21 protein-coding genes and 1 tRNA gene are annotated in these 21,922 nt (G+C 73.4%); 5 read left to right on the top strand and 17 right to left on the bottom strand.

Annotation, left to right across the window (positions count from 1 at the left end; translation table 11 throughout):
* Positions 1 to 12: 12 nt before the first annotated feature.
* The 3 genes from mshC to C1N80_RS10780 all read right to left on the bottom strand — a co-directional run bounded on the left by mshC (position 13) and on the right by C1N80_RS10780 (position 2,704).
* Positions 13 to 1,275 carry a cysteine--1-D-myo-inosityl 2-amino-2-deoxy-alpha-D-glucopyranoside ligase gene (mshC, locus tag C1N80_RS10790; RefSeq protein ID WP_137770765.1) on the bottom strand — a complete coding sequence of 421 codons (1,263 nt, stop codon included), beginning with the start codon at positions 1,273 to 1,275 and terminating at the stop codon, positions 13 to 15.
* A 34-nt stretch (positions 1,276 to 1,309) separates the two neighbouring features.
* Positions 1,310 to 2,182 carry an undecaprenyl-diphosphate phosphatase gene (locus C1N80_RS10785; protein ID WP_137770764.1) on the bottom strand — a complete coding sequence of 291 codons (873 nt, stop codon included), beginning with the start codon at positions 2,180 to 2,182 and terminating at the stop codon, positions 1,310 to 1,312.
* 201 nt (positions 2,183 to 2,383) lie between these two features.
* Positions 2,384 to 2,704: a DNA primase gene (locus C1N80_RS10780; protein WP_137770763.1), complete on the bottom strand. Its 321-nt coding sequence runs from the start codon at positions 2,702 to 2,704 to the stop codon at positions 2,384 to 2,386.
* Between the two features lie 125 nt (positions 2,705 to 2,829).
* On the opposite strand from C1N80_RS10780, the gene C1N80_RS10775 reads away from it, so the two are divergent.
* Both C1N80_RS10775 and C1N80_RS10770 read left to right on the top strand, forming a co-directional pair.
* Positions 2,830 to 3,126 (top strand): DUF5703 family protein, encoded by a 297-nt coding sequence (locus tag C1N80_RS10775; RefSeq protein WP_137770762.1) that lies wholly within the window; start codon positions 2,830 to 2,832, stop codon positions 3,124 to 3,126.
* A gap of 84 nt (positions 3,127 to 3,210) precedes the next feature.
* Positions 3,211 to 3,720, top strand: a complete 510-nt coding sequence (locus C1N80_RS10770) for a hypothetical protein (RefSeq protein ID WP_137770761.1) — start codon at positions 3,211 to 3,213, stop codon at positions 3,718 to 3,720.
* 34 nt (positions 3,721 to 3,754) lie between these two features.
* Here C1N80_RS10770 and C1N80_RS10765 read toward each other — a convergent pair whose 3' ends face one another.
* From C1N80_RS10765 to C1N80_RS10705, 13 genes are all read right to left on the bottom strand, one after another.
* A complete protein-coding gene (locus C1N80_RS10765; RefSeq protein WP_137770760.1) occupies positions 3,755 to 4,609 on the bottom strand; it encodes an RNA methyltransferase in 855 nt (284 codons plus the stop codon).
* Complete coding sequence (locus tag C1N80_RS10760; protein ID WP_137771728.1) at positions 4,606 to 5,073, bottom strand: tRNA (cytidine(34)-2'-O)-methyltransferase; 468 nt, start codon at positions 5,071 to 5,073, stop codon at positions 4,606 to 4,608. The genes C1N80_RS10765 and C1N80_RS10760 overlap by 4 nt, the downstream gene beginning before the upstream one ends.
* Positions 5,074 to 5,230: 157 nt before the next feature.
* Positions 5,231 to 5,316, bottom strand: a tRNA-Leu gene (locus tag C1N80_RS10755).
* Between the two features lie 92 nt (positions 5,317 to 5,408).
* Positions 5,409 to 5,729: a hypothetical protein gene (locus C1N80_RS10750; protein WP_137770759.1), complete on the bottom strand. Its 321-nt coding sequence runs from the start codon at positions 5,727 to 5,729 to the stop codon at positions 5,409 to 5,411.
* 120 nt (positions 5,730 to 5,849) lie between these two features.
* Positions 5,850 to 6,680 carry a shikimate dehydrogenase gene (locus C1N80_RS10745; RefSeq protein WP_137770758.1) on the bottom strand — a complete coding sequence of 277 codons (831 nt, stop codon included), beginning with the start codon at positions 6,678 to 6,680 and terminating at the stop codon, positions 5,850 to 5,852.
* 4 nt (positions 6,681 to 6,684) lie between these two features.
* Positions 6,685 to 7,890: an endolytic transglycosylase MltG gene (gene mltG / locus C1N80_RS10740; RefSeq protein WP_137770757.1), complete on the bottom strand. Its 1,206-nt coding sequence runs from the start codon at positions 7,888 to 7,890 to the stop codon at positions 6,685 to 6,687.
* Positions 7,890 to 8,408: a Holliday junction resolvase RuvX gene (gene ruvX, locus C1N80_RS10735; RefSeq protein ID WP_137770756.1), complete on the bottom strand. Its 519-nt coding sequence runs from the start codon at positions 8,406 to 8,408 to the stop codon at positions 7,890 to 7,892. Before ruvX ends, mltG begins: the two co-directional genes overlap by 1 nt.
* Entirely contained in the window at positions 8,405 to 11,113 is a 2,709-nt protein-coding gene (gene alaS / locus C1N80_RS10730; protein ID WP_137770755.1) for an alanine--tRNA ligase, read from the bottom strand. Before alaS ends, ruvX begins: the two co-directional genes overlap by 4 nt.
* 160 nt (positions 11,114 to 11,273) lie before the next feature.
* A complete protein-coding gene (gene rpsD / locus C1N80_RS10725) occupies positions 11,274 to 11,900 on the bottom strand; it encodes a 30S ribosomal protein S4 (protein WP_137770754.1) in 627 nt (208 codons plus the stop codon).
* A gap of 135 nt (positions 11,901 to 12,035) precedes the next feature.
* Positions 12,036 to 13,445: a replication-associated recombination protein A gene (locus tag C1N80_RS10720; protein WP_137770753.1), complete on the bottom strand. Its 1,410-nt coding sequence runs from the start codon at positions 13,443 to 13,445 to the stop codon at positions 12,036 to 12,038.
* A 22-nt stretch (positions 13,446 to 13,467) separates the two neighbouring features.
* Positions 13,468 to 14,601, bottom strand: a complete 1,134-nt coding sequence (locus tag C1N80_RS10715; protein ID WP_137770752.1) for a quinone-dependent dihydroorotate dehydrogenase — start codon at positions 14,599 to 14,601, stop codon at positions 13,468 to 13,470.
* Positions 14,598 to 15,032: a hypothetical protein gene (locus C1N80_RS10710; protein ID WP_205750642.1), complete on the bottom strand. Its 435-nt coding sequence runs from the start codon at positions 15,030 to 15,032 to the stop codon at positions 14,598 to 14,600. Before C1N80_RS10710 ends, C1N80_RS10715 begins: the two co-directional genes overlap by 4 nt.
* Positions 15,029 to 15,391: a hypothetical protein gene (locus C1N80_RS10705; protein WP_137770751.1), complete on the bottom strand. Its 363-nt coding sequence runs from the start codon at positions 15,389 to 15,391 to the stop codon at positions 15,029 to 15,031. Before C1N80_RS10705 ends, C1N80_RS10710 begins: the two co-directional genes overlap by 4 nt.
* Positions 15,392 to 15,509: 118 nt before the next feature.
* Here C1N80_RS10705 and C1N80_RS10700 point away from each other — a divergent pair, with 118 nt between their 5' ends.
* From C1N80_RS10700 to sucB, 3 genes are all read left to right on the top strand, one after another.
* Positions 15,510 to 16,967, top strand: coding sequence for a leucyl aminopeptidase (locus C1N80_RS10700; protein WP_137770750.1), 1,458 nt, complete (start codon positions 15,510 to 15,512; stop codon positions 16,965 to 16,967).
* 208 nt (positions 16,968 to 17,175) lie between these two features.
* Positions 17,176 to 18,579: a dihydrolipoyl dehydrogenase gene (lpdA, locus tag C1N80_RS10695; RefSeq protein WP_137770749.1), complete on the top strand. Its 1,404-nt coding sequence runs from the start codon at positions 17,176 to 17,178 to the stop codon at positions 18,577 to 18,579.
* Between the two features lie 28 nt (positions 18,580 to 18,607).
* A complete protein-coding gene (gene sucB / locus C1N80_RS10690; protein ID WP_137770748.1) occupies positions 18,608 to 20,416 on the top strand; it encodes a 2-oxoglutarate dehydrogenase, E2 component, dihydrolipoamide succinyltransferase in 1,809 nt (602 codons plus the stop codon).
* Between the two features lie 90 nt (positions 20,417 to 20,506).
* On the opposite strand, the gene C1N80_RS10685 is transcribed toward sucB, so the two are convergent.
* The gene (locus C1N80_RS10685; protein ID WP_137770747.1) at positions 20,507 to 21,919 is read right to left on the bottom strand and encodes a hypothetical protein; all 1,413 of its coding nucleotides are present in this window, start codon (positions 21,917 to 21,919) and stop codon (positions 20,507 to 20,509) included.
* Between the last annotated feature and the right edge of the window lie 3 nt (positions 21,920 to 21,922).

Raw genomic sequence — 21,922 nt, 5'->3', positions numbered from 1 at the left:
TGGCGTCGGTGATCAGCCCGCCAGGGAGATGCCGAACAGCGCATCCACGGCCTGGGCGGTGTCCGACGGGGCACCCGCCGGGAGCTCCGACGTCTCCGCGCCGTCCCCGTGCGGGGCCGCGGCCCAGGCGTCGAGCGCCGCGAGCGCCCGCGGGGTGTCGAGGTCGTCGCGCAGGGCGGAGCGCAGCTCCTCGACGACGTCGGCGCGCGGTGCGCCCGCCGCCGCGGCGGCGCGATAGGCGCTCAGCCGCTCCTGGGCCTGCTCGAGCTCGGCGTCCGTCCACTCCCAGTCGGAGCGGTAGTGGTGGGCCATGAGCACGAGGCGGATCGCCGCCGGCTCGATCCCGTCGCGCACGAGACGGTGCACGAACACGAGGTTGCCGAGCGACTTGCTCATCTTCGTGCCCTCGTAGGCGACCATCCCGGTGTGCGGGTAGAGCGCGGCGAAGGGGTATCCGAGCCCGGCGGCGTGCGCGGCGCTCATGTCGTGGTGGGGGAAGACGAGGTCGCTGCCGCCGGTCTGCACGTCGAAGGGCAGGCCCAGGCCGCGCTCCGCGATGGACAGGCACTCGACGTGCCATCCCGGGCGGCCGCGGCCCAGCTCGCCGGCGTCCCAGGCGGGCTCGCCCGCGCGCTCGGCGCGCCAGAGCAGCGGGTCGAAGCGGCCGCGCTTGCCGGCGCGGTCGGGGTCCCCGCCGCGCTCGGCGAACACCTCGAGCATCGCCGCCTCGTCCCAGCCCGAGACGTCGCCGAGGGCGCCGTCGATCGAGAGGTCCTGGTACCAGTCGGGGCCCGCGGCCTCGTCGCCGTTGTCGACGGGATAGGCGCGACCGCGCGCGCGCAGGGCCTCGACGGTCGCGATGATCTCGTCCATCGCCTCGCTCACCGAGAGGTAGGTCTCCGGGGCGATGATCCGCAGCGCCTCCATGTCCTCGGCGAAGAGCTCGACCTGGGAGGCGGCGAGGTCCTGCCAGTCGACGCCGTCACGCTCGGCCCGCTCGAGCAGCGGGTCGTCGACGTCGGTGACGTTCTGCGCGAGCTCGACCTCGTGGCCGGTGTCACGCAGCGCGCGCCGCATGAGGTCCGCCGCGTGATAGGTCGCCGCATGGCCCAGGTGGGTCGCGTCGTACGGCGTGATCCCGCAGACGTACACCCGGGCGGTGCCGGGGGTCTGCGGGATCACGGGGGTCATCCGGCCGAGCCGGTCGTCGTGGAGACGCAGCGGGCGGCCCGACGCCGGGAGGGGGGTGAGGGAGGGGGAGGTCCAGGAACGCACCGCACGATCATACGGGCGCGCCCCCGCCGGTGGTTCAGGAGCCCGCGAGGGGGTCCAGCACGCCCACCAGCAGCAGGACCAGCAGGAGCACGCCCGCGGCGACGCGGTAGACCACGAACGGTAGGTACGAGCGGTTCTCGATGAGCTTCATGAACCAGACGATGACGACGTAGCCGACGCCGAAGGCGACGATCGTCGCGATGACGATCGCGAGCAGCGAGGGCTGGCCGGCGGCGACCGCGGCGGCCTGCCCGTCCGAGCTCAGCAGGGTCGGGATCTCCTTCGCGGCCTTGTACAGGCCCGAGGCGAAGACGGCCGGGACCGCCAGCAGGAACGCGTAGCGGGCGGCGGCCTTGCGGGAGTAGCCGAGCAGCAGGCCGGCGGTGATCGTGCCGCCGGAGCGGGAGACACCCGGGATCAGCGCGAGCGCCTGGGCGAGGCCGAACAGCACGCCGTCGCGCACGGTCATGTCCGAGAGCTCCTTGCGCTGCGGCGCGATCCTGTCCGCGAGGCCCAGCAGGAGGCCGAAGAGGATCAGCATCGTCGCGGTGATGTAGAGGTTCCGCAGCGCGTGGTCGATGGGGTTCTCGAAGAGCAGCCCGAGCACGCCGATCGGGATCGAGCCGAGGATCACGAACCAGCCCAGCCGCACGTCCGGGTCGGACTGCGGGACCCTGCCCGCGAGCGCCCGGAACCAACGGCCGATGATCCGCGTGATGTCCTTCCAGAAGTACAGGAGGACAGCCGTCTCCGTGCCGAGCTGCACGATCGCGGTGAAGGCGGAGCCCGGGTCCTGGCCCGGCATGAGCAGCTCGCCGATGATGCGCAGATGGGCGCTGGAGGAGATCGGCAGGAACTCGGTCAGCCCCTGGACGATGCCCAGGATGATCGCGTCGAGGACGGACAAGGAGGCTCCTTCTCGGTGCTCCGCTCAAGCGGTGCACCCAGGTCGGGACGGGGCGGGCGCCCACGTCGACGGTCGGGCCGCATCGCGGCCGGAGACAGACTACGCGGCGCCGGGCACAGGGCCCGGCGCCGCGTAGGCACCGTCGGTGAAGAGTCGGTGGAGGTCCTGCGTGGAGTGCCGGAGGGCGCTCGTCAGCGCCGATCAGCGCTCCTCGGCGTCGCCCTCCTCCTCGTCGTCGAAGTCGTCGTCATCGTCGTCCTCGTCGTCGAGGTCGTCCAGATCGTCGAAGTCGTCGAAGTCGTCATCGTCGTCGTCCTCGTCGCCGTCGAAGACGATGAGGGGCGTCGCGATGTCGTAGGCCTCGAAGAGGGCATCGTCATAGGTGTCGAACGCGCTGGTGAGCTGCTCGGTGGCGGCCTCCAGCGCGGGATCGTCGTCACCGCGGGAGGCGGCGGCCGCCTCATAGTGACGTTCCAGGGCAGCGATCAGCGCGGCGAGAGCGGAGCGAGGATCCGTGTTCATGCTTGGACGGTACCCCGTCCGGCGGCAGAATGGACAGCACGGACGACCGGAGAATCCTGGGAGACCTGCAGGACCCTCGGCCCGGCGCCCGCCCGCCGACCACCCACGTCCCGGAGGCCCCGCCCGTGCCCTCGCCGTCCCGTCCGCCGCTCGGCCGCATCGTCCACGTCCGCGACCCCCGAGGGGTGCCGGACCTCCCCGTGGAACAGGGCAGACGCCCCGAGGACTACGAGTTCCAGATCATCACGGTCCCTCCCCGCACCTCCGTGGGCCAGGTGCGGGCGCACCTCACCGAGGAGGCCGAGTACGGCCGCTGGGAGCTCGCCCGCACCCGGAGGTACCTCGGCGGCGGGAAGAAGGTGTGGATGCGCCGGCGCATCATCCGCGTCCGCTCGACGCTCGGGGACCCGAGCGGCCTCTGACCCATCGTCGCCGGGGCCGACGGCCCCGTCCACAATCAGGGCCGCAGCGGAGCGCCGGAGCGGACGCTCTGCTGGAATGGGCCGATGCCGACCCCGGACCCGACCACGCTGCTCCCGCAGCTGGTGCTCGTCCTCGCCTATCTCCCGCTCGCGATGCGGCTGTCCTGGTGGGACGCTCGGGAGCACCGGCTCCCCAACCCTCTCGTGGGGGCGCTCACGGCGGTCACCCTCCTCGGCCTCGGACTGAGCGCGCTGGTCGAGCCGGCGCTGCGCTCACCGCTGCGGGTCGCGCTCGTGCTCGCCGCGGTCATCGGCACCGGTGCGGTGCTGCTGGCCCTCCTCACCCCGCCGCTGCTCGGCATGGGGGACGCGAAGACCCTCCCCGTCGTCGTGCTCATGACGAGCATGCTCGGCGGCGGCGCCGTCGTGGCCGGGGCCTGCGGTGCCCTGCTGCTCGCCGGGATCGCCGGCGCCGTGACGCTCGTGCGCACGGGGACCGGGAGGGCCCGCTTCGCCCTGGGACCGGTGCTGCTCTCCACCCCGTTCCTGGGGCTGCTCAGCGTCCCGCTGCTGGGCCCCGCGCTCGGAGGCTGAGCCCGCCCCGGTTCGGCAGGGAGGTCCGGTCGGGTCAGCCCAGCTGTCGGCGACGCTCGTAGAGGGCGATCGAGCCGGCGACGGAGGCGTTCAGGGAGGACGCGCTGCCGCCCATGGGGATCTCCGCGACCTCGTCGCAGGCCTCGCGCCACGGGGCGCTCATCCCGGTCGTCTCGTTGCCGACCACCAGCACCGTCGGCCCCGTGAGGTCCACCTGGTCGAGGGTACGACCGCCCGCCTCGTCCAGACCCACGATCGTCCACCCCTCCCCCGCCGCCCGCCGCGCGTCCAACACCGCGAGCAGGTCCCGCGGCGCAGCGAGGCGGAGCACGGGCAGCGCCATGAGCGACCCGGTGCTCGCCCGGATCGCGGCGGGGTCCCAGGCGTCGGCGCTGTGGCCGGTCGTCACGAGCGCGCTCGCGCCGAGGGCGTCGGCGGTGCGGGCGAGGGAGCCGATGTTCCCGGGGCTCGACGGGCGGTCGAAGGCGACGATCACCGGCGCCCCGCCGGCGTCGTCCAGCACCGGCCCGAGGCGCGCGGGATCGTCCTGCGGCACGGCGACCACGGCGAGCAGCTCGGGCGGTCCGCCCTCCCGCTCCCCCAGCTCGGCCATGAGATCGGGGGCGAGCTCGACCACCGGGCAGGGCGCGGCGGCGAGCAGCTCGGCCGCCCAGCGGGAGTGCCGCTCCCGACCGTCGGTGAGCAGCGCCCGCAGCTCCATGCCGTGGGCGACGGCCTGGCTGATCGGGCGGACGCCCTGCAGGATCATCTCGCCGCTGCGGGTGCGCTTCGTGCGCGAGCGCAGGAGGGACTCCCACTGCTGGAACCGGGCGTTGCGACGCTCGATGCGCGAGGGGAGGGCCGGTCCGCCCCGTGAGGAGCCGCTCATGCCCCGGCCCCGTCGAAGCCGAGCTGCCGCCAGGCCTCGTAGACCGCGATCGAGGCGGAGTTCGCGAGGTTGAGCGAGCGGCGCGCGGGGAGCATGGGGATCCGCACCCGGTCGCTCACCCGTGGGTGCGTCATCGCCTCCTCGGGCAGCCCCGTGGGCTCGGTGCCGAAGAGCAGCACGTCCTCACGCCGGTACTCGACCCGTTCGAAGCTGGTGCTCGCGCGGGCGGTGAAGGCGAACACGCGGGAGTCCGGGACGGCGGCGAGGGCGGTCTCGAGATCCGGGTGGATCCGGACCTCGGCGAGGTCGTGGTAGTCCAGCCCGGCCCGGCGCAGCTTCGCGTCCTCGAGGTCGAAGCCGAGCGGCTCGATGAGATGGAGGCGGGCACCGGTCACGGCCGCGAGGCGGATCGCGTTGCCGGTGTTCCCGGCGATCACCGGGTTGTGGAAGAAGACGTGCACCATGGTGGCGATCATGGCATGCGCGCCGGGGCCTGCGGGAACCGGGGCGGGCACGAGGATCGCGGACCATCGAGAGCTGTCACGGGACATCGAGGACCGTCGACGGCCATCCGGGAACGCCGAAGGCCCCGGCTCAGGGAGCCGGGGCCTTCGAGAAACGTGTCCGAGGGGGGACTTGAACCCCCACGACCTAATACGGTCACTAGCACCTCAAGCTAGCGCGTCTACCAATTCCGCCACCCGGACGAGTGGTCGTTGCGACGACTCCTGAACAGTAGCACGGGACTGACCCCACTCCTGCACCGAAAGGGTCCCTGCCAGCAGTTTCGTGGCGACGATCACGCTCTGACGGACAGCGGCCCCGCGGGGATCTGCCCTGTCAGCACTCCGAGCGCGTCCGCGACCCGCGCGGCGAGCACGGTGGCCGTCCCCGGGATCCTGTCCGCGAGGTCGAGCAGGGCCGCGGCGCACAGGGCGAGCATCGTCGGATCGGGATCGTCGAGGCGGGAGCCGGACCAGGAGATGATCTCGTCGAGGACCTCGGAGAGCTCGTCGGCCGCGCGGTGGCGATGCTCGGAGAGCAGCTCGACGCGGGCCATCGTGGCCAGTGCCGTGCATCGTCGCAGCAGCGGGGTGGTGACGTCCGGCGTCAGGTCCATGGTGACTCCTCAGCCCCCGGCGGACGGGCCGGGGATCGACGGTCACTTTACGTTCCCTTGACCGAGCGCGGCAAGGATTCCGGACGGTTGCCGGGCCACGTCCCGGGGCAGGCGGTCCGATCAGCGGCGCAGCTGCTCCCGCGCGGCGTCGAGCATCGCCGCGACGGGGGCGGAGGGCGCGCCGACCATCGACCGGATCTGCATGTCGGCCTGGTGCACGAGCATCTCCAGCCCGTTCGCCACCTCGGTGCCCCGCTCGCCCAGCAGACCGGCCAGCGGCGCCGGCCACGGGTCGTAGAGCACGTCGAGCAGGAGCGGGACGACGGGGAGGTCGGGGCGGGCACGCCACTCCTCGGCGACCGCGCGGGCACCCGCGGCGACGAGGGCGCTGACGACGACCTCGGTGCCGAGCAGCTCGGCGGCATCGTCCCAGGGGACGATCCGTGCGTCGGCGCCCTGCGTGGTGACGAGGTCGACGACGGGGGCGAGCCTCTCCGGGCGGCGCGCGCTCAGCAGGATCTCCTGCGCCCCCATCCGGCACAGCGCCAGCGCCGCGCTGAGCGCCGTGGCCCCCGAGCCGAGCACGCCCGCGCGGCGCACGGTCCCGGCGCCGTGGTCGCGGAGCGCGGCGACGATCCCGTGCACGTCGTGGTTCTCCGCGCGCCAGGATCCGTCCCTGCGTCGCACGAGCGTGTTGGCGACGCCGAGGGCGGCGGCGGTGCCGTCGTGCTCGGCCGCGAGGACGAACGCCTCCGGCTTGCCCGGCATCGTGACGGAGAGCCCCTGCAGCCCCGCGCCGTCCCCGGTCAGGAAGCCGGCGAGCTCACCCGCGCCCACCTCGTGGCGCTCGTAGACGGCGTCCTCGATGCCCAGCTCGCGATACGCGACGGCATGCAGCAGCGGGGAGAGGGAGTGCTCGATCGGTGAGCCGACCACGGCGAAGCGGCGCACGGGATCAGCCGCCCTGCTTCGCGTCGTACCAGTCACGCCACTCCTGCACGTTCTTCTCGTGCTCGGAGTAGGTCGCCGCGAACTTCGTCTCGCCCGTGTCGGTGTTGACCGTGACCCAGTACAGCCAGTCGCCCTCCGGCGGGTCGATCGCCGCCTGGATCGTCGCCTTGCCGGGATTGGAGATCGGCCCGACGGGCAGCCCCTCGTGGAGGTACGTGTTGTACGGGCTGTCCTGCTTGCGCTGCGCGGGGGTGGTGGAGATCGTGTCGCTGCCCGTGAAATAGGCGACGGTCGAGTCCAGCTGGAGCTTCATCGGCTTCCCCTTCGCCTCGCCCACGCCCTCGAGGCGGTTCTCGAGGGTGCGCACCACCCGGCCGTAGTCGTCCGGGTCGCGCGCCTCCTTCTCGGCGATCGAGGCGAGCGTGAGCACGCGGTGCTCGTCCTCCGGGGCGACGCCGAGCTTCTCGAGCTCCGTCTGCATGCGGTCCGTCATCATCGAGATGACCTCGCCGGCGGTGGCGTCCTCCGGGACGTCGTAGCGGCCCGGCCACAGGTAGCCCTCGAGGGATTTCGCGTCGTTCTCGGGCACGCCGAAGGAGGTGTAGTCCTTCGCGGCGGCCTCGAAGTCCTCGACGGGGATGTCGGTCGCCTCGCTGAGCACGGCCCAGATCTTCTCCGCCCGCAGCCCCTCGGGGACGATCACGCGGTGGCCCGCCACGTTGGCCGGGTCCAGGATCATCGTGAGCGCGTCGGAGGAGGTCATCCCCTTCTTCAGCCGGTACAGGCCAGGCTCGATGCCGGAGGCGTCCGGGGAGTTCGAGAACTGGGTGATGAAGGGCCCGGTGGTCTTGATGACGCCGGCATCGACGAGGGTCTTGGCGATGTCGGTGCCGGTGTCGCCCTCGGCGACCTGGACGAGCGCCTCGCCGCTGCCCGGCCCGGGGAAGTCCGGGTCCTCCTGCTCGAGGCTCACGTTGGAGGTGAGCCACTGGTAGCCGTAGACGCCGCCCACGCCGAGACCTCCGAGCACGAGCAGGACGAGCAGCACCGGCAGCGCCCGGCGCAGCGGGCCCCGTCGTCGCCGTCGGCGCACCGGGCCGGCGGCGCGCCGACGGCCGTGGCCGGTCGAGGCGTCCTCGTCCCGCGCGTTCTGCGACTCGGCGAGCTCGTCGAAGCTGACGGAATCGTCCTCGCCCTGGCCCTCGCTCATCAGCCGTCCTCCTGCTCGGGTCCCCCGGCGGCGCCGGGCTCGGAATCCGCCGCGGCCACGAGCTCGCCGGCGCGACGGCCGGCGCTGCGCTCGAGGTCCAGCGCCTGCTGCAGGATCATCACGGCAGCGACCTGGTCCACGACCTGGCGGTGCTTCCGCCCCTTGCGGCCGGACGCGTGGAGCGCCTGGTGCGCGGAGACCGTCGTGAGCCGCTCGTCGACCATCCGCACCTCGGCGGGGTCGGGATCGCCGGCGAGCTCGGCGACGAGCTCCTCGGCGACCTGCCGCGCCTTCTCCGCGGCGGGGCCCTCGGCACCGCTCAGGGTGCGGGGAAGCCCGACCATGATGGCACGCGCGTCGGTCTCCCGGGCGCAGGCGGCGATGGCCGCGACCGCCGTGTCCCGGGGCACCGTCTCGACCGGGGTGGCGAGCATGCCGTCCGGGTCGCTGCGGGCCAGGCCGACGCGGACGTCGCCGACGTCCACCCCGAGCCTGACCCCGCGCCGGAGCTCGCTCATGCGGCCGCGATCGCCGACACGGCCCCGCGGACGGCCTCGAGGGCCTCCCCCGTGCGCGCCGGCTCGCCGCCGCCGCCCTGGGCCATGTCGTCCTTGCCGCCTCCGCGGCCGCCCATGGCCTCCGCACCGATGCGCAGGAGCGCGCCGGCCTTCAGGCCCGCCTCACGGGCGGCGGCGTTGGTGGTGACGACGAGCGCCGCACGACCGTCCTCGTGGCCGGCGACGGCCACGACGGCGGCGGAGTCCTCGCCGAGGCGCGCACGGAGATCCTGAGCGAGGGTGCGCAGGTCGCCCGCGGCGATGCCCTCGCCCGCGTCGTGCACGAGCAGCCGCACGCCGCCCGCGTCCACCACGTGCTCGAGCAGCTGCCCGGCCTGCGCCTGGAGCTGTGCCCCGCGCAGGGTCGCGAGCTGCTTCTCCATGTCCTTGAGCCGCTGGGTCAGGGAGCGCACGCGCTCGGGGATGTCCTCCGCGGTGCCGACCTTCAGCAGGTCGGTGAGCTGGGAGACGAGCGCGCGCTCCTTCGCCTGCCGGCGGTAGGCCGAGAGGCCGACGAGCGCGTCGACGCGGCGCACGCCGGAGCCGATCGAGGACTCGCCCATGAGCTGCACGGAGCCGATCGCGCCGGTCGAGCCCACGTGGGTTCCGCCGCACAGCTCACGGGACCAGTCACCGCCGATCGAGACCACACGGACCACGTCCCCGTACTTCTCGCCGAACAGCGCCTGGGCGCCGAGCGCCCGCGCCTCGTCGATCGGCATCTGCCGGTCGGTGACCTCGAGCTCCTCCTGGAGCAGCGTGTTCACGCGCCCCTCGACCTGCTCGAGGCTCGAGTGCGGCACCGCCTGACCGTAGCGGAAATCGAAGCGCATGCGGCCCGGTGAGTTCTCCGAGCCGGCCTGGGTCGCGCCGTCGCCGAGCTCCTCGCGCAGCGCCTGGTGCACCATGTGGGTCGCGGTGTGCGCGCGGGCGATCGCGCCGCGACGCTCGAGGTCGATGCTCGCGACCGCTCCCGCACCGGGATGGACCTCGCCCTCGACGAGCCGGCCGCGATGCACGGGAAGGCCCTTCACGGGCGCCTGGACGTCGTCCACCTCGACGATGCCGCCGGAGGCGAGGGCGATGCGGCCCTGATCGGCGAGCTGGCCGCCCATCTCCGCGTAGAACGGGGTCGCCGCGAGGACGATCTCGACGTCCGCCGGGGCGGTGACCGTGTCGACGAGCGCGCCGTCCACGAGCACCGACTCGACGGTCGTGGCGACCGTCGACTCGGTGTAGCCGAGGAAGGGCACGGCCTCGCCGCGCTGGCCGAGCAGGCGGTTGTAGAGCGCGGTGTCGGTGTGGCCGGTCTTCTTCGCCGCGGCGTCGGCGCGGGCACGCTCGCGCTGCTCCTGCATGGCGGTGCGGAAGCCGGTCTCGTCGACGGAGAGCCCCACCTCCTGCGCCATCTCGAGCGTGAGGTCGATCGGGAAGCCGTAGGTGTCGTGCAGGCGGAACGCGGCGTCGCCGGGGACGGCGCGGCCGCCGTCCTGCTTCACCTCGCCCACCATCTGGTCGAAGATCGTGGTGCCCGTCGCGAGGGTGCGCCGGAACGCCTCCTCCTCGCCGAGGATGAGGTCCCTGATGCGCCCGCGATCGGTCTCGAGCTGCGGGTAGGACTCCTTCATGACCTCGAGCGAGGCGGGGAGCAGATGCGGCATCGACGGCTCGGCGTAGCCCAGCAGGCGCATGGAGCGGACCGCGCGGCGGATCAGCCGGCGCATCACGTAGCCGCGGCCCTCGTTGCCGGGGCGGACGCCGTCGGAGGCGAGCATCATCGCGCTGCGCACGTGGTCGGCGACGACGCGCATCCGCACGTCGTCCTCCGCGTCGGCCCCGTACTCGCGGCCGGTGAGCTGCTGCGCGACCTCGATCACCGGGAAGACCTGGTCGATCTCGTACATGTTCTGCTTGCCCTGCAGCAGGAACGCGAGGCGCTCCACGCCGAGGCCCGTGTCGATCGCCTTCTGGTCGAGCTCGCCGAGCAGCTCGTAGTCCTTGCCCTTGCCGGGTCCGCGCAGGAACTGGTCGAACACGAGGTTCCAGATCTCGAGGTAGCGGTCCTCCGCACGCTCGTCCCCGGGCCACTCCGGCAGGCGCCCGGTGGGGGCGTCCGGGCCGTACTCGGGGCCGCGGTCGTAGTACCACTCCCCCGTGGAGCCCGCGGGGCCGGGCTGGCCGGTGTCCCAGCAGCTCTCCTCCCAGGGCAGCTGCACGATGCGCGCGGGGTCCAGACCGATGACCTCGGTGAGGTGGGTGAAGGACTCCTGGTCCTCCTCCCACAGCGTGATCCAGAGCCGCTCGGGGTCGAGGCCGTAGCCGCCGTCCTCGACGGAGGAGGTCAGGAGCTCCCAGGAGAAGTCGATCGCGCCGGTCTTGAAGTAGTCGCCGAAGGAGAAGTTGCCGGCCATCTGGAAGAAGGTGCCGTGGCGGGTCGTGCGGCCCACGTTCTCGATGTCATTGGTGCGGATGCACTTCTGCACGCTCACCGCACGGTCGTAGGGCGCCTTCTCGGTGCCCACGATGTACGGGATGAAGGGGACCATGCCGGCGATCGTGAAGAGGATCGAGGGGTCGGCGGAGACCAGGGAGGCGCTGGGCACGACCGTGTGCCGCTTCTTCTCGAAGTGGGCGAGGAAGCGCCGATGGATCTCGGAGGTGCGCATGGTCGTGGGGGTCCTTCCGGGCACGAGGGGCAGGGAGGCCGCACGGACCGGGGCCGGATGGCGGTGCGGTCGTGGGGCCGAGGAGGCAGATGGGGACGCGAAGGCCCCGGTCAGCGTACCGGAGCACGCCAGCCGGGGCCTTCGCCGTGATCCCGGGGGATCAGCGGGCGTAGTACTCCACGACCATCTGCACGTCGCAGGTCACGGGGACCTCGGCGCGCTTGGGACGGGAGACCAGCTGAGACTTGAGCTCGGACAGCTCGACCGAGAGGTAGCTCGGCACGGAGGCGAGCACGTCGGAGTTGCCGCCCTCGGCAGCGACCTGGAAGGGCTCCATGGCCTGCGACTTGGGCTTGATCTGGATGGTCTGGCCCGGCTTCACGCGGAAGGAGGGACGGTCCACCAGCTTGCCGTCGACCAGGACGTGGCGGTGCACGACGGCCTGACGGGCCTGGAGGATGGTGCGGGTGAAGCCGGAGCGGAGCACGAGCGCGTCCAGGCGCATCTCGAGGAGCTCGACCATGCTCTCGCCGGTCAGGCCCGGCTGCTTCTTGGCGTCCAGGTAGGCGCGGTGCATCTGCTTCTCGCGCAGGGCGTACTGCGCGCGCAGACGCTGCTTCTCGCGGAGGCGCACGGCGTAGTCGGACTCGGTGCGGCGGCGGGCGCGGCCGTGCTCGCCGGGCGGGTACGGACGCTTCTCGAAGTACTTGACGGACTTCGGGGTCAGCGGGAGCCCGAGTGCTCGGGACAGACGCGCCTGGCGGCGCGCGCGGGTGACGTTGGTCACGAGGTCTACCTCTTGTTGTCGACGGGGGTTGAATCCAATGAAGCAGCCGCGGATTCAGCGACCCAGACTAGCGCAGCCCCGCTCGCGGCTCAACGGCTCGCGGTGCAGGTCGCACCGCGCTTCCTGTGGAGTGCCTCACGCCGTGCCGCCGTCCCCGCCCCCACCGCCGCCGTTCGCGCCGTCGCCACCTCGCACGATCCGCCGCAGGGCCTGCACGCGCTGGGCCACGCGACCCTCGGGACCGGACTCCCGCGGACGGTAGTAGTCCGTCCCGACGAGCTCGTCCGGGGCGTACTGCTGCGGGACCACGCCGTGCGGCGAGTCGTGCGCGTAGCGGTACTCCGCGCCGTGACCGAGGCTCTTCGCCCCGGAGTAGTGGGCGTCGCGCAGATGCGGGGGGACCACCCCGGCGCGGCCGGAGCGGACGTCGGCGATCGCCTCGTCGAGCGCCTTGTACGCGGCGTTGGACTTCGGGGCCGTCGCGATGTGCACGACCGCCTGGGCGAGCGGGATCCTCCCCTCGGGCATGCCCAGCATCTGCACGGCCTGCATGGCGGCGACGGCGACCTGGAGCGCGGTGGGATCGGCCATGCCGACCTCCTCGCTCGCCGCGATGACGACGCGGCGGGCGATGAAGCGCGGGTCCTCCCCCGCCTCGATCATCCGGGCCAGGTAGTGCAGCGACGCGTCCACGTCGCTGCCACGCATCGACTTGATGAAGGCGCTCGTGACGTCGTAGTGCTGGTCCCCGGCGCGGTCGTAGCGCAGCGCGGCGCGGTTCACGGCCTGTGCGAGCACCTCCGCGTCGACGACGGGCGGGTCCTTGGTGAGCGCGGCGGCGGCGGCCGCCTCGAGCGAGGTGAGGATCTTGCGCGCGTCCCCGCCGCCCAGGCGGAGGAGCGCCTCCCGGGCGTCGTCGGTGAGCTCGACCGCCCCGCCCAGACCCTTCTCCTCGGCGAGGGCGCGGTCCACGAGGGTGTCGAGGTCGGTCCGCTCGAGCGGCTCGAGGGTGAGCACGATAGAGCGGGACAGCAGCGGGGAGATGACGGAGAAGTGCGGGTTCTCCGTCGTCGCGGCGATGAGGGTGACCCAGCGGTTCTCGACGCTCGGCAGGAGGGCGTCCTGCTGGGACTTCGAGAAGCGGTGCACCTCGTCCACGAAGAGCACGGTCTCCTTGCCCGTGGTGCGCAGGCGACGACGTGCCGCGTCGACGACGTCACGGATGTCCTTGACGCCGGCGAGCACCGCGGAGACCTCCACGAACTCCCGGTCCCCGGAGCTCGCGACGACGTACGCGAGGGTCGTCTTCCCGGTCCCGGGCGGACCCCAGAGGATGACCGAGGACGGCGCGGTGCGGGAGTCGTCGGCTGCGACCAGGCGTCGCAGCGGGCTGCCGGGGTCGAGCACCTGGTGCTGCCCCACGACCTCGTCGAGGGACGCCGGGCGCATGCGCACGGCGAGCGGCGCCCGGTGGTCCCGGTTGCCCTCGCTCAGGGTGCGCGGCGCGGGGGCGTCCCCGCCCAGCGAGAAGAGGTCCTCGTCCATGCTCTCCAGGGTAGGCGCGGTCTCAGACGATGCCGCGGGCGGCGAGCGCGCGCGCGATCCGTCCGGGCCAGCCGGGGCCCTCGTAGATCAGGGCCGTGTAGCCCTGGACGAGATCCGCGCCGGACTCGAGCCGCTCGGCGACGTCCGCGGCGGTGGTCACGCCGCCGCAGCTGATGACGACGGTCTCCGCCGGCAGCTCGCGGCGCAGCAGGCGCAGCACCTCGAGGGAGCGGCGAGCGAGCACCGGACCGGAGAGGCCGCCCGCGCCGATCGACTCGACGAGGCCGCGGTCGCTGCGGAGGTCCGCCGGGCGGTCGATCGTCGTGTTGGTCGCGATGACTCCGGCGAGGCCGACGTCCGTGGCGAGCCGCGCGACGGCGACGACGTCCTCGTCGTGGAGGTCGGGGGCGATCTTCACGAGCACCGGGACGTCCCGGCGCAGGCGCCGCTCCGCGGAGCGCGCCTCCTCGAGGACGGCGGCGAGCACCGGGCGCAGCGCGTCCACGGACTGCAGGTCGCGCAGGCCCGGGGTGTTCGGGCTCGAGACGTTGATCGCGAGGTAGCTCGCATACGGGGCGAGCAGGCGCGCCGAGGAGCGGTAGTCGTCCGCCGCGTCGTCGAGGGCCGTCGCCTTGTTCTTGCCGATGTTCACGCCGATCACGGCGCGCTGGCCGCGCTCGGTGCGACGGGCCCTGGCGAGGCTCTTCGCGAGGGCCCGGGCCCCCTCGTTGTTGAAGCCCATGCGGTTGATGAGGGCGCGGTCCGGGATCAGGCGGAAGCTCCGCTTGCGCGGGTTCCCGGGCTGCGGCCGCGCGGTGACGGTCCCCACCTCGACGTGGCCGAAGCCGAGGTCCAGCAGGGCCAGCGGCACGATGCCGTCCTTGTCGAACCCGGCAGCGAGACCGAGGGGGGAGGCGTGCTCGGCGCCCAGCACGGTGCGCGTCGGCCGCGGGTCGCGCGCCGGGTGCGGGGTGCCGAAGAGGGTGCGCAGGAGAGCGTGGCCCCCGGGCAGGGACTGCGCGAGGCGCAGGGCGTCGATCGTCAGATGATGGGCGCGCTCCGGGTCGATCCGTCGAAGGACGTGCTGGAACAGCGCCTCGTAGGCGGTGCTCGAGGAGTAGTCGGCGGTGGTCACGGCCCTACCGTACGCGGTCATCGGCCCTCCGCCGCGGTCGGTCCGACGTCCTGGCCGCGGCTGGCGCGGCGCCTGCTGCGCGCGATGTGCGCGAGCGCGGCGAGCGGGAGCACGAGCGGGACGAAGCCGTACCCGATCCCGAAGTCGGACCACACCGTGGGCTCGGGGAACAGCGCCGGGTCCGCGAGGGTGAGCGTCCCCACGGCGATCACGCCCACGAGCTCGACGATCACGAGCGCGAGGGCGAGCGGCGAGCGCGGTCCGCGCAGCGCGAAGGTCAGCGTGACGGCGATGTAGGTGAGCGCGGCCACGAGCGAGAGCGTGTACGCGACGGGCGCGCGGTCGAACTCGCGGAGGATCTGCACGAGGGAGCGGGCGGTCGCGGAGAGCGCGAACAGTCCGTACACGAAGACGAGGAGGGTCGTGAGACCGCGGGAGGGGCGCGCGCTCATGCGAAGCCCCCCGCCCAGATCTGCGGGAGCCGCATCATGAGCACCATCTCGGTCACGGCCGCGGCGCCGATCACGAGGCTCCCCCAGCGCGTGCGCTCCCAGAGGCCCGCCCATCCTCCCGCGAGCGGGAGCACGAGGCCGGTCAGGAGGTAGCCGTAGAGCGTCACGGGATCGTCGACGCTCCCGCCGCCCAGGTCGCGGGCCAGCAGCGCGCCCCCCATCACCGCCCACACCACGAGCGTCAGGGCGCTCGCCCCGAGCAGCACGAGATCCGCGCTCAGATCCCGCACCGTGTAGTAGACGGCGAGCAGCGCCGTCAGCGCGCCCACCACGTAGACCAGGGTGCTGAGCACCGCCATGTCCGGTCCGTCCTCGTCCTGCCGCCGTGCCGAAGTCCGGGTGCTCCCCGGCGGCGGGATGCCCGGGCCCGGGACGTGCCGCCCCGAGGGCGCCGGACCGGTGCCTACGATAGATGCCATGCCTTCGATCACCGTTTCCGATGCCAGTGTGACCTCCGTCGACACGGACGTCCTGGTCCTCCCCCTGCTCCGCGGCGCCGACGGCGCTCCGTCCGTCGTGCCCGGTGAGGACGCCGTCACCGCGGCCATCGCCGCCCTCTCCCCCTCCGCCGGACGCGGCGAGACCCACCGCCTCCCCGCCGGCGACCTGACCTCCGCGGGCAGCCTGCTGCTCGTCGGTCTCGGCGCCGAGGAGCTCGCGGACGTCTCCGACCAGGACGTGCGTCTCGCCTACGGCGCGGCCGCCCGGTCCCTCGCGGGCGTCGGCTCCGCCGCGATCGCGCTCCCGGGCGCCACGGGCGAGCAGCTCGCCGCCGCCGTCGAGGGTGCGGCGCTCGGCGCCTACGCCTTCATCGCCCACAAGTCCGAGGCCGCGGGCGCCAAGCCGGCCCTCGGCGCGATCTCCGTGCTCGGCGACCTCGCCCCGGCCGCCGTCGAGCGGGCGGAGATCCTCGCGGACGCCGTCGCCGCCGTGCGCGACCTCGTCAACACCCCGCCGAACCTGCTGTACCCGGCGGCCTTCGCCGAGCGCGTCCAGGAGCTCGCCGCGGATCTCCCGCTCACCGTGACCGTGCTGGACGAGGAGCAGCTCGTCGCGGGCGGCTACGGCGGCATCGTCGGCGTGGGGCAGGGGTCGGCGCGGCCGCCGCGCCTGGTGAAGGTCGAGTACGCCCCCACGGGCGCGGTCTCCTCCGTCGCCCTCGTCGGCAAGGGGATCACCTTCGACACCGGCGGCATCTCGCTCAAGCCGCCGGCCGGCATGGAGGAGATGACCTCCGACATGGCCGGCGCCGCGACCGTGCTCGGCGCGACCCTCGCCGCCGCGCGCCTGGGCCTCCCCGTCGCCGTGACGACCTACCTCGCCCTGGCCGAGAACATGCCCGGCGGCGGCGCCCAGCGCCCCGGGGACGTCGTCACGATGCGCAACGGCCGCACGGTCGAGGTGCTCAACACCGACGCCGAGGGCCGCATGGTCATGGCCGACGCCCTCGTGGACGCCGCGGCCGGCGAGCCCGACCTCGTCATGGACGTGGCGACGCTCACGGGTGCGGCCGTCGTCGCGCTCGGCAAGCGCACCGCCGCGGTGATGGGCACCGAGTCCGCTCGTGACGAGGTGCTCGGCGCCTCCGCCGCGACCGGTGAGCCCTTCTGGCCGCTCCCCTTCCCCGAGGAGCTGCGCCCCGCGCTCGACGGCCTCGTCGCGGATCTGCGCAACATGGGTGCCGGCCGCTGGGGCGGCGCCCTCACCGCGGGCGTGTTCCTCCAGGAGTTCGTGGGCGACGTCCCGTGGGCCCACCTCGACATCGCCGGCCCCGCCTACGCGGACGCGCCCTTCGGCTACATGGGCAAGGGCGCGACGGGCATGAGCATGCGCACCGTGCTCTCCGTGCTCGAGCAGCGCGCAGCCCGCGCCTGAGCCGACCGCTCGACGCACCCTGCGGGCCGGACCGACCATCGGGTCCGGCCCGCACGGCGCGGACGCCGCTCAGGTCACTCCCGAGGAGGCCCCGACTGGGCCTCATGAGCCGCTGACGTGGCCTAGCATGGACCCCGCAAGCGGCAGCGTCGGCCACGGGGCCGGCGGCCGTGCCGCATGATCCCCCTACGCACCGAGGAGCACACAGGTGGCGGATACAACCACTGACCAGTACGACGTCGTGATCCTGGGCGGTGGCAGCGGCGGGTACGCGACCGCGCTGCGCGGCGCCCAGCTCGGCCTCAGCATCGCCCTCGTCGAGAAGGACAAGGTCGGCGGCACCTGCCTGCACCGCGGCTGCGTCCCCACGAAGGCCCTGCTGCACGTCGGCGAGATCGCCGGCGCCCCCGCCGAGGGCTCCGCCCTGGGCCTGGACATCACCCTGAACTCGGTGGACTACTCGAAGGTCCTGGGCTTCAAGGACAAGATCATCGGCCGCCTGTACAAGGGCCTCCAGGGCCTCGTGAAGTCCGCGAAGGTCGAGTACGTCGAGGGCTACGGCAAGCTCACCGGCACGAACACCGTCACCGTCGAGACCGAGGGCGGCACCCGCACCCTCACCGGCAAGAGCGTCGTGCTCGCCTCCGGCTCCTTCTCCAAGACGCTCCCCGGCCTCGAGCTGGGCGGCCGCATCATCGACTCCGAGGCCGCTCTGCAGCTCACGGACATGCCGAAGAACCCGATCATCCTGGGCGGCGGCGTCATCGGCGTCGAGTTCGCCTCGGTGTGGAAGTCGCTCGGCGCGGAGTCGGTGACCATCGTCGAGGGCCTGCCCCATCTGGTCGCCAACGAGGACGAGTCGCTCTCCAAGGCTCTCGAGCGCGCGTACAAGAAGCGCGGCATCGCCTTCTCGCTCGGCGTCTTCTTCGAGAAGGCCGAGCAGACCGCCGACGGCGTCAAGGTCACCCTCGCCGACGGCACCGTCTACGAGGGCGACTACCTCCTCGTCGCCGTGGGCCGCGGACCGAACACGAAGGGCCTCGGCTACGAGGAGCAGGGCATCGAGATGGACCGCGGCTTCGTGCTCGCGGACAAGCAGACCCTCGAGACGAACGTCCCTGGCGTCTACGCCGTCGGCGACATCGTCCCCGGCCTCCAGCTCGCCCACCGCGGCTTCGCCCAGGGCATCTTCGTCGCGGAGCGGATCGCCGGTCTGAACCCCGCGCCGATCGTCGAGTCCGGCATCGAGCGCATCACCTACTGCGAGCCGGAGCTCGGCTCCGTGGGCCTCACCGAGAAGCAGGCCAAGGAGCAGTTCGGCGAGGAGGGCGTGCAGTCCTACGAGTACAACCTCGGCGGCAACGGCAAGTCCCAGATCCTCAACACCACCGGCTTCATCAAGCTCGTGCGCGAGAAGGACGGCCCGATCGTCGGCGTCCACATGATCGGCACGCGCGTCTCGGAGCTCATGGGTGAGGCCCTGCTCATGGTCAACTGGGAGGCGTACCCGGAGGACGTCGCCTCGCTGATCCACGGTCACCCCTCGCAGCACGAGGCCATGGGCGAGGCCGCCCTCGCGCTCGCCGGCAAGCCCCTCCACGCCCACGCCTGAGCCTGACGACTCCCGAAGGAGACACCTGATGTCCGAAACCGTCAAGATGCCCGCACTGGGCGAGTCCGTCACCGAGGGCACGGTCACCCGCTGGCTGAAGAGCGTCGGCGACACCGTCGAGGTCGACGAGCCCCTGCTCGAGGTCTCGACCGACAAGGTCGACACCGAGATCCCCTCCCCCGTCGCCGGCACCATCGAGCAGATCCTGGTGCAGGAGGACGAGGACGCCGAGGTCGGCGCCGATCTCGTCGTGATCGGGGACGGCTCCGGCTCCGGCGCCGCCGATTCCGGCGACTCCGGTGCCGAGGCCCCGGCGCAGGAGGCTCCCGCGGAGGAGCCCGCCGCCGAGCCCTCCCAGGGCGAGGACCTCGCGTCCGACGAGACCGCCGCCCCCTCGACCGACACCCCTGCCTCCGAGGAGAAGCCGGCCACCGGCGGCTCCGGTGAGGGCCAGGAGGTGACGATGCCCGCGCTCGGCGAGTCCGTCACCGAGGGCACGGTCACCCGCTGGCTGAAGAGCGTCGGCGACACCGTCGAGGTCGACGAGCCCCTGCTCGAGGTCTCGACCGACAAGGTCGACACCGAGATCCCCTCGCCCGTCGCCGGCACCGTGATCGAGATCCGCGTCCAGGAGGACGAGGACGCCGAGGTCGGCGCCGTGCTCGCGATCGTCGGCGACTCCTCCGGCTCCGCCCCCGCGGCGGCCCCGGCCGCCCCGGCGCCCGAGGCGAAGGCCGAGGAGAAGGCTCCGGAGCCCGCGGCCGAGGAGAAGTCGGCCGCGGCCCCTGCCCCGGAGAAGGCCCCGGCCCCGGCCGCGGCTCCTGCCCCGGAGAAGGCCCCCGCCGCTCCGGCGGCGCCCGCCGCTCCCGCCCCGCAGGCCGATGCCTCGGTCTCCGGTGCGGAGTCCTCCGGCTACGTGACCCCGCTCGTGCGGAAGATGGCGGCCGAGGCCGGGATCGACCTCTCGACGGTCTCCGGCACCGGGCTCGGCGGCCGCATCCGCAAGCAGGACGTCCAGAAGGCGATCGACGCGCAGGCGCAGCAGCAGGCGGCCCCGGCCGCCTCGGCTCCCGCCGGCGCCCCCGCCGCCGCTCCCGCTGCTCCGGTCGAGGTCTCCCCGCTGCGCGGCACCGAGGAGAAGATGACCCGCATCCGCAAGGTCACCGCCAAGCGGATGATGGAGTCGCTGCACTCCATGGCCCAGCTGACCACTGCGGTCGAGGTCGACATGACCCGCGTCGCGAAGCTCCGCGGCCGGGCCAAGGACTCCTTCGCCCAGCGTGAGGGCGCCAAGCTCACCTTCCTGCCGTTCATCATGCAGGCGGCGGTCGAGGCGCTGAAGACCTACCCGAAGCTCAACGCCACGATCGACGGCGAGACGATCCGCTACGGCGCGTCGGAGAACATCGGCATGGCGGCGGACACCGAGCGCGGCCTCGTGGTCCCCGTCATCAAGAACTCCGGCGACCTCAACCTGGCGGGCCTCGCCCGGCAGATCGGTGACCTGGGCGCCCGGGCGAAGGCCAACAAGCTCACCCCGGACGATCTCCAGGGCGCGACCTTCACGATCACGAACACCGGTTCCGGCGGCGCCCTCTGGGACACCCCGATCGTCCCGGATCCGCAGGTCGGCATCCTGGGCTGCGGCACCATCGTGAAGCGCCCGGCGGTCGTGCAGAACGCGGAGGGGGACGACTCCATCGCGATCCGCTCGATGATGTACCTGTTCCTCTCGTACGACCACCGTCTGGTGGACGGCGGCGACGCCGCCCGCTTCCTCACCCACATGAAGAAGCGGCTCGAGGAGGGCGCCTTCGAGTCCGATCTCGGGCTCTGAGCCTGATCGACGCCCGGCCCGCTCCCCCGCGGGCCTGAGCGAGCACCGGTGGCCCGGCATCCTGCCCAGGATGCCGGGCCACCGGCTTTCCTACACGGCCTCGGTGGAGGCGATGCGCCAGCGGGTGCCGGTCCACTCGAGGTGCAGCACGACGGCCGACGGCGCCGTCGCCTCGACGGCGCGCACCGTGCCGTCCTCCTCCTGCACCTCGTGGGCGGGGGTCGAGGTCACCACGCGCAGCGATGCCGTGCCGGGGCCCTCCTCGACCGCGAGCAGCTCCGCGGCCTCGACGACCGGCTCCCCGCCGCGCACCTCGCTGCCGGCGTAGGCGGCGCGCAGCGCGTCGTCCTCCGCCGCGGCGTCGCTGCCCGGGACGGCCACCGAGGTGCCCGAGGCGCCGGTGACGTAGGCGTGGCGTGCCGTGCCCAGCTCCGTGGCGAGCTCGAGGGCGTCGGTGATCTCGGCGGCGGCCGGCGCCTGGACGGCGGGGGCGTCGGCGGTGACCTCGCCCGCGGTGCCGGTCCCGGCGAGACGCGCCCCCACGACGACTCCTCCGCCGATCAGGACGGCACCGGCGAGCACCGCGGCGAGGAGGGCCCGGGGGCGTCGTCGGACCGTCCGGCGGACCCGGTCCGCGGTGCGACGGCGCAGACCGGAGCGGGATCGAGCCCGTGTGCGGTGCTCCTCGCCGGCGGCGCGGGGAGCCGGGAGCGGGAGGGCGGTCGACGGGACGGGCCCGTGCCATGGCAGGGACGCCGCCGGTGCGGCCCCCGGTACGGCCTCCGGTGCCGGGACCTCGGGCGGCACCTCATGGTCATGGTCCGCCGAAGGTCCCGCGTCGCCGGCGTCTCCGGTGGCGCTCCCGCCCTCGAGGTCCGTCCAGCTCCGCGAGGGGGCGCGGCGTCGGAGGGTCCGGTCGCCGTCCTCGAGCACCGAGTCCGCCCAGAGCCGGTCGAGCTGCCGGTCGCCGACGCTTCCCGAACGCCGGAGCCCGTCGAGCCGGATCGGCGCGACGCCCCCGGAGGCCCGTCGGCCGAGGCCCGTGCCCGGCGGCGCCCCGAGCACCCACCCGCGATCGTGGAGAGCGGCGAGCAGCTCGTCGAGATCCTCCCGCGCCGCCACCAGCGCCTCGCGCTCCCCGGTGTGCGGGGCGCCGGCGGGGTCGCTGCGGCGCCCGGTCCCGGCGCGCACCGGCGCGAGGAGCTCACGCAGGTAGCCCTCCTCCTCGACGGCGAGCACGGCCGGCGCCGCGCGCACCCCGGCCAGCTCGAGCTCGGCGAGCAGCTGCATCTCCTCGCGCACCCGGAGCTCCCCCGCAGCGGTGAGCGGTCGCACGCGCACGCCCTGCCGGCCGTCCTCGAGCAGCGTCTCCTCCCGATCCTCCTGCGTCGTGAGGGAGCGGGGAGCGCGTGCTCCGTCGCCGCGTCGGCGTCCGTGCCCCCGTACCCCGGCTTCGTGCCCCGCCGGGGTCGGTGCGGGGGCGGCGTCGTCCGATGGCTGCATGGC

The organism is Brachybacterium sp. SGAir0954, from assembly GCF_005490785.1.
GTDB classification, from domain to species: Bacteria; Actinomycetota; Actinomycetes; order Actinomycetales; family Dermabacteraceae; genus Brachybacterium; species Brachybacterium rhamnosum.
This window is presented reverse-complemented; position numbering and strand designations above follow the sequence as displayed.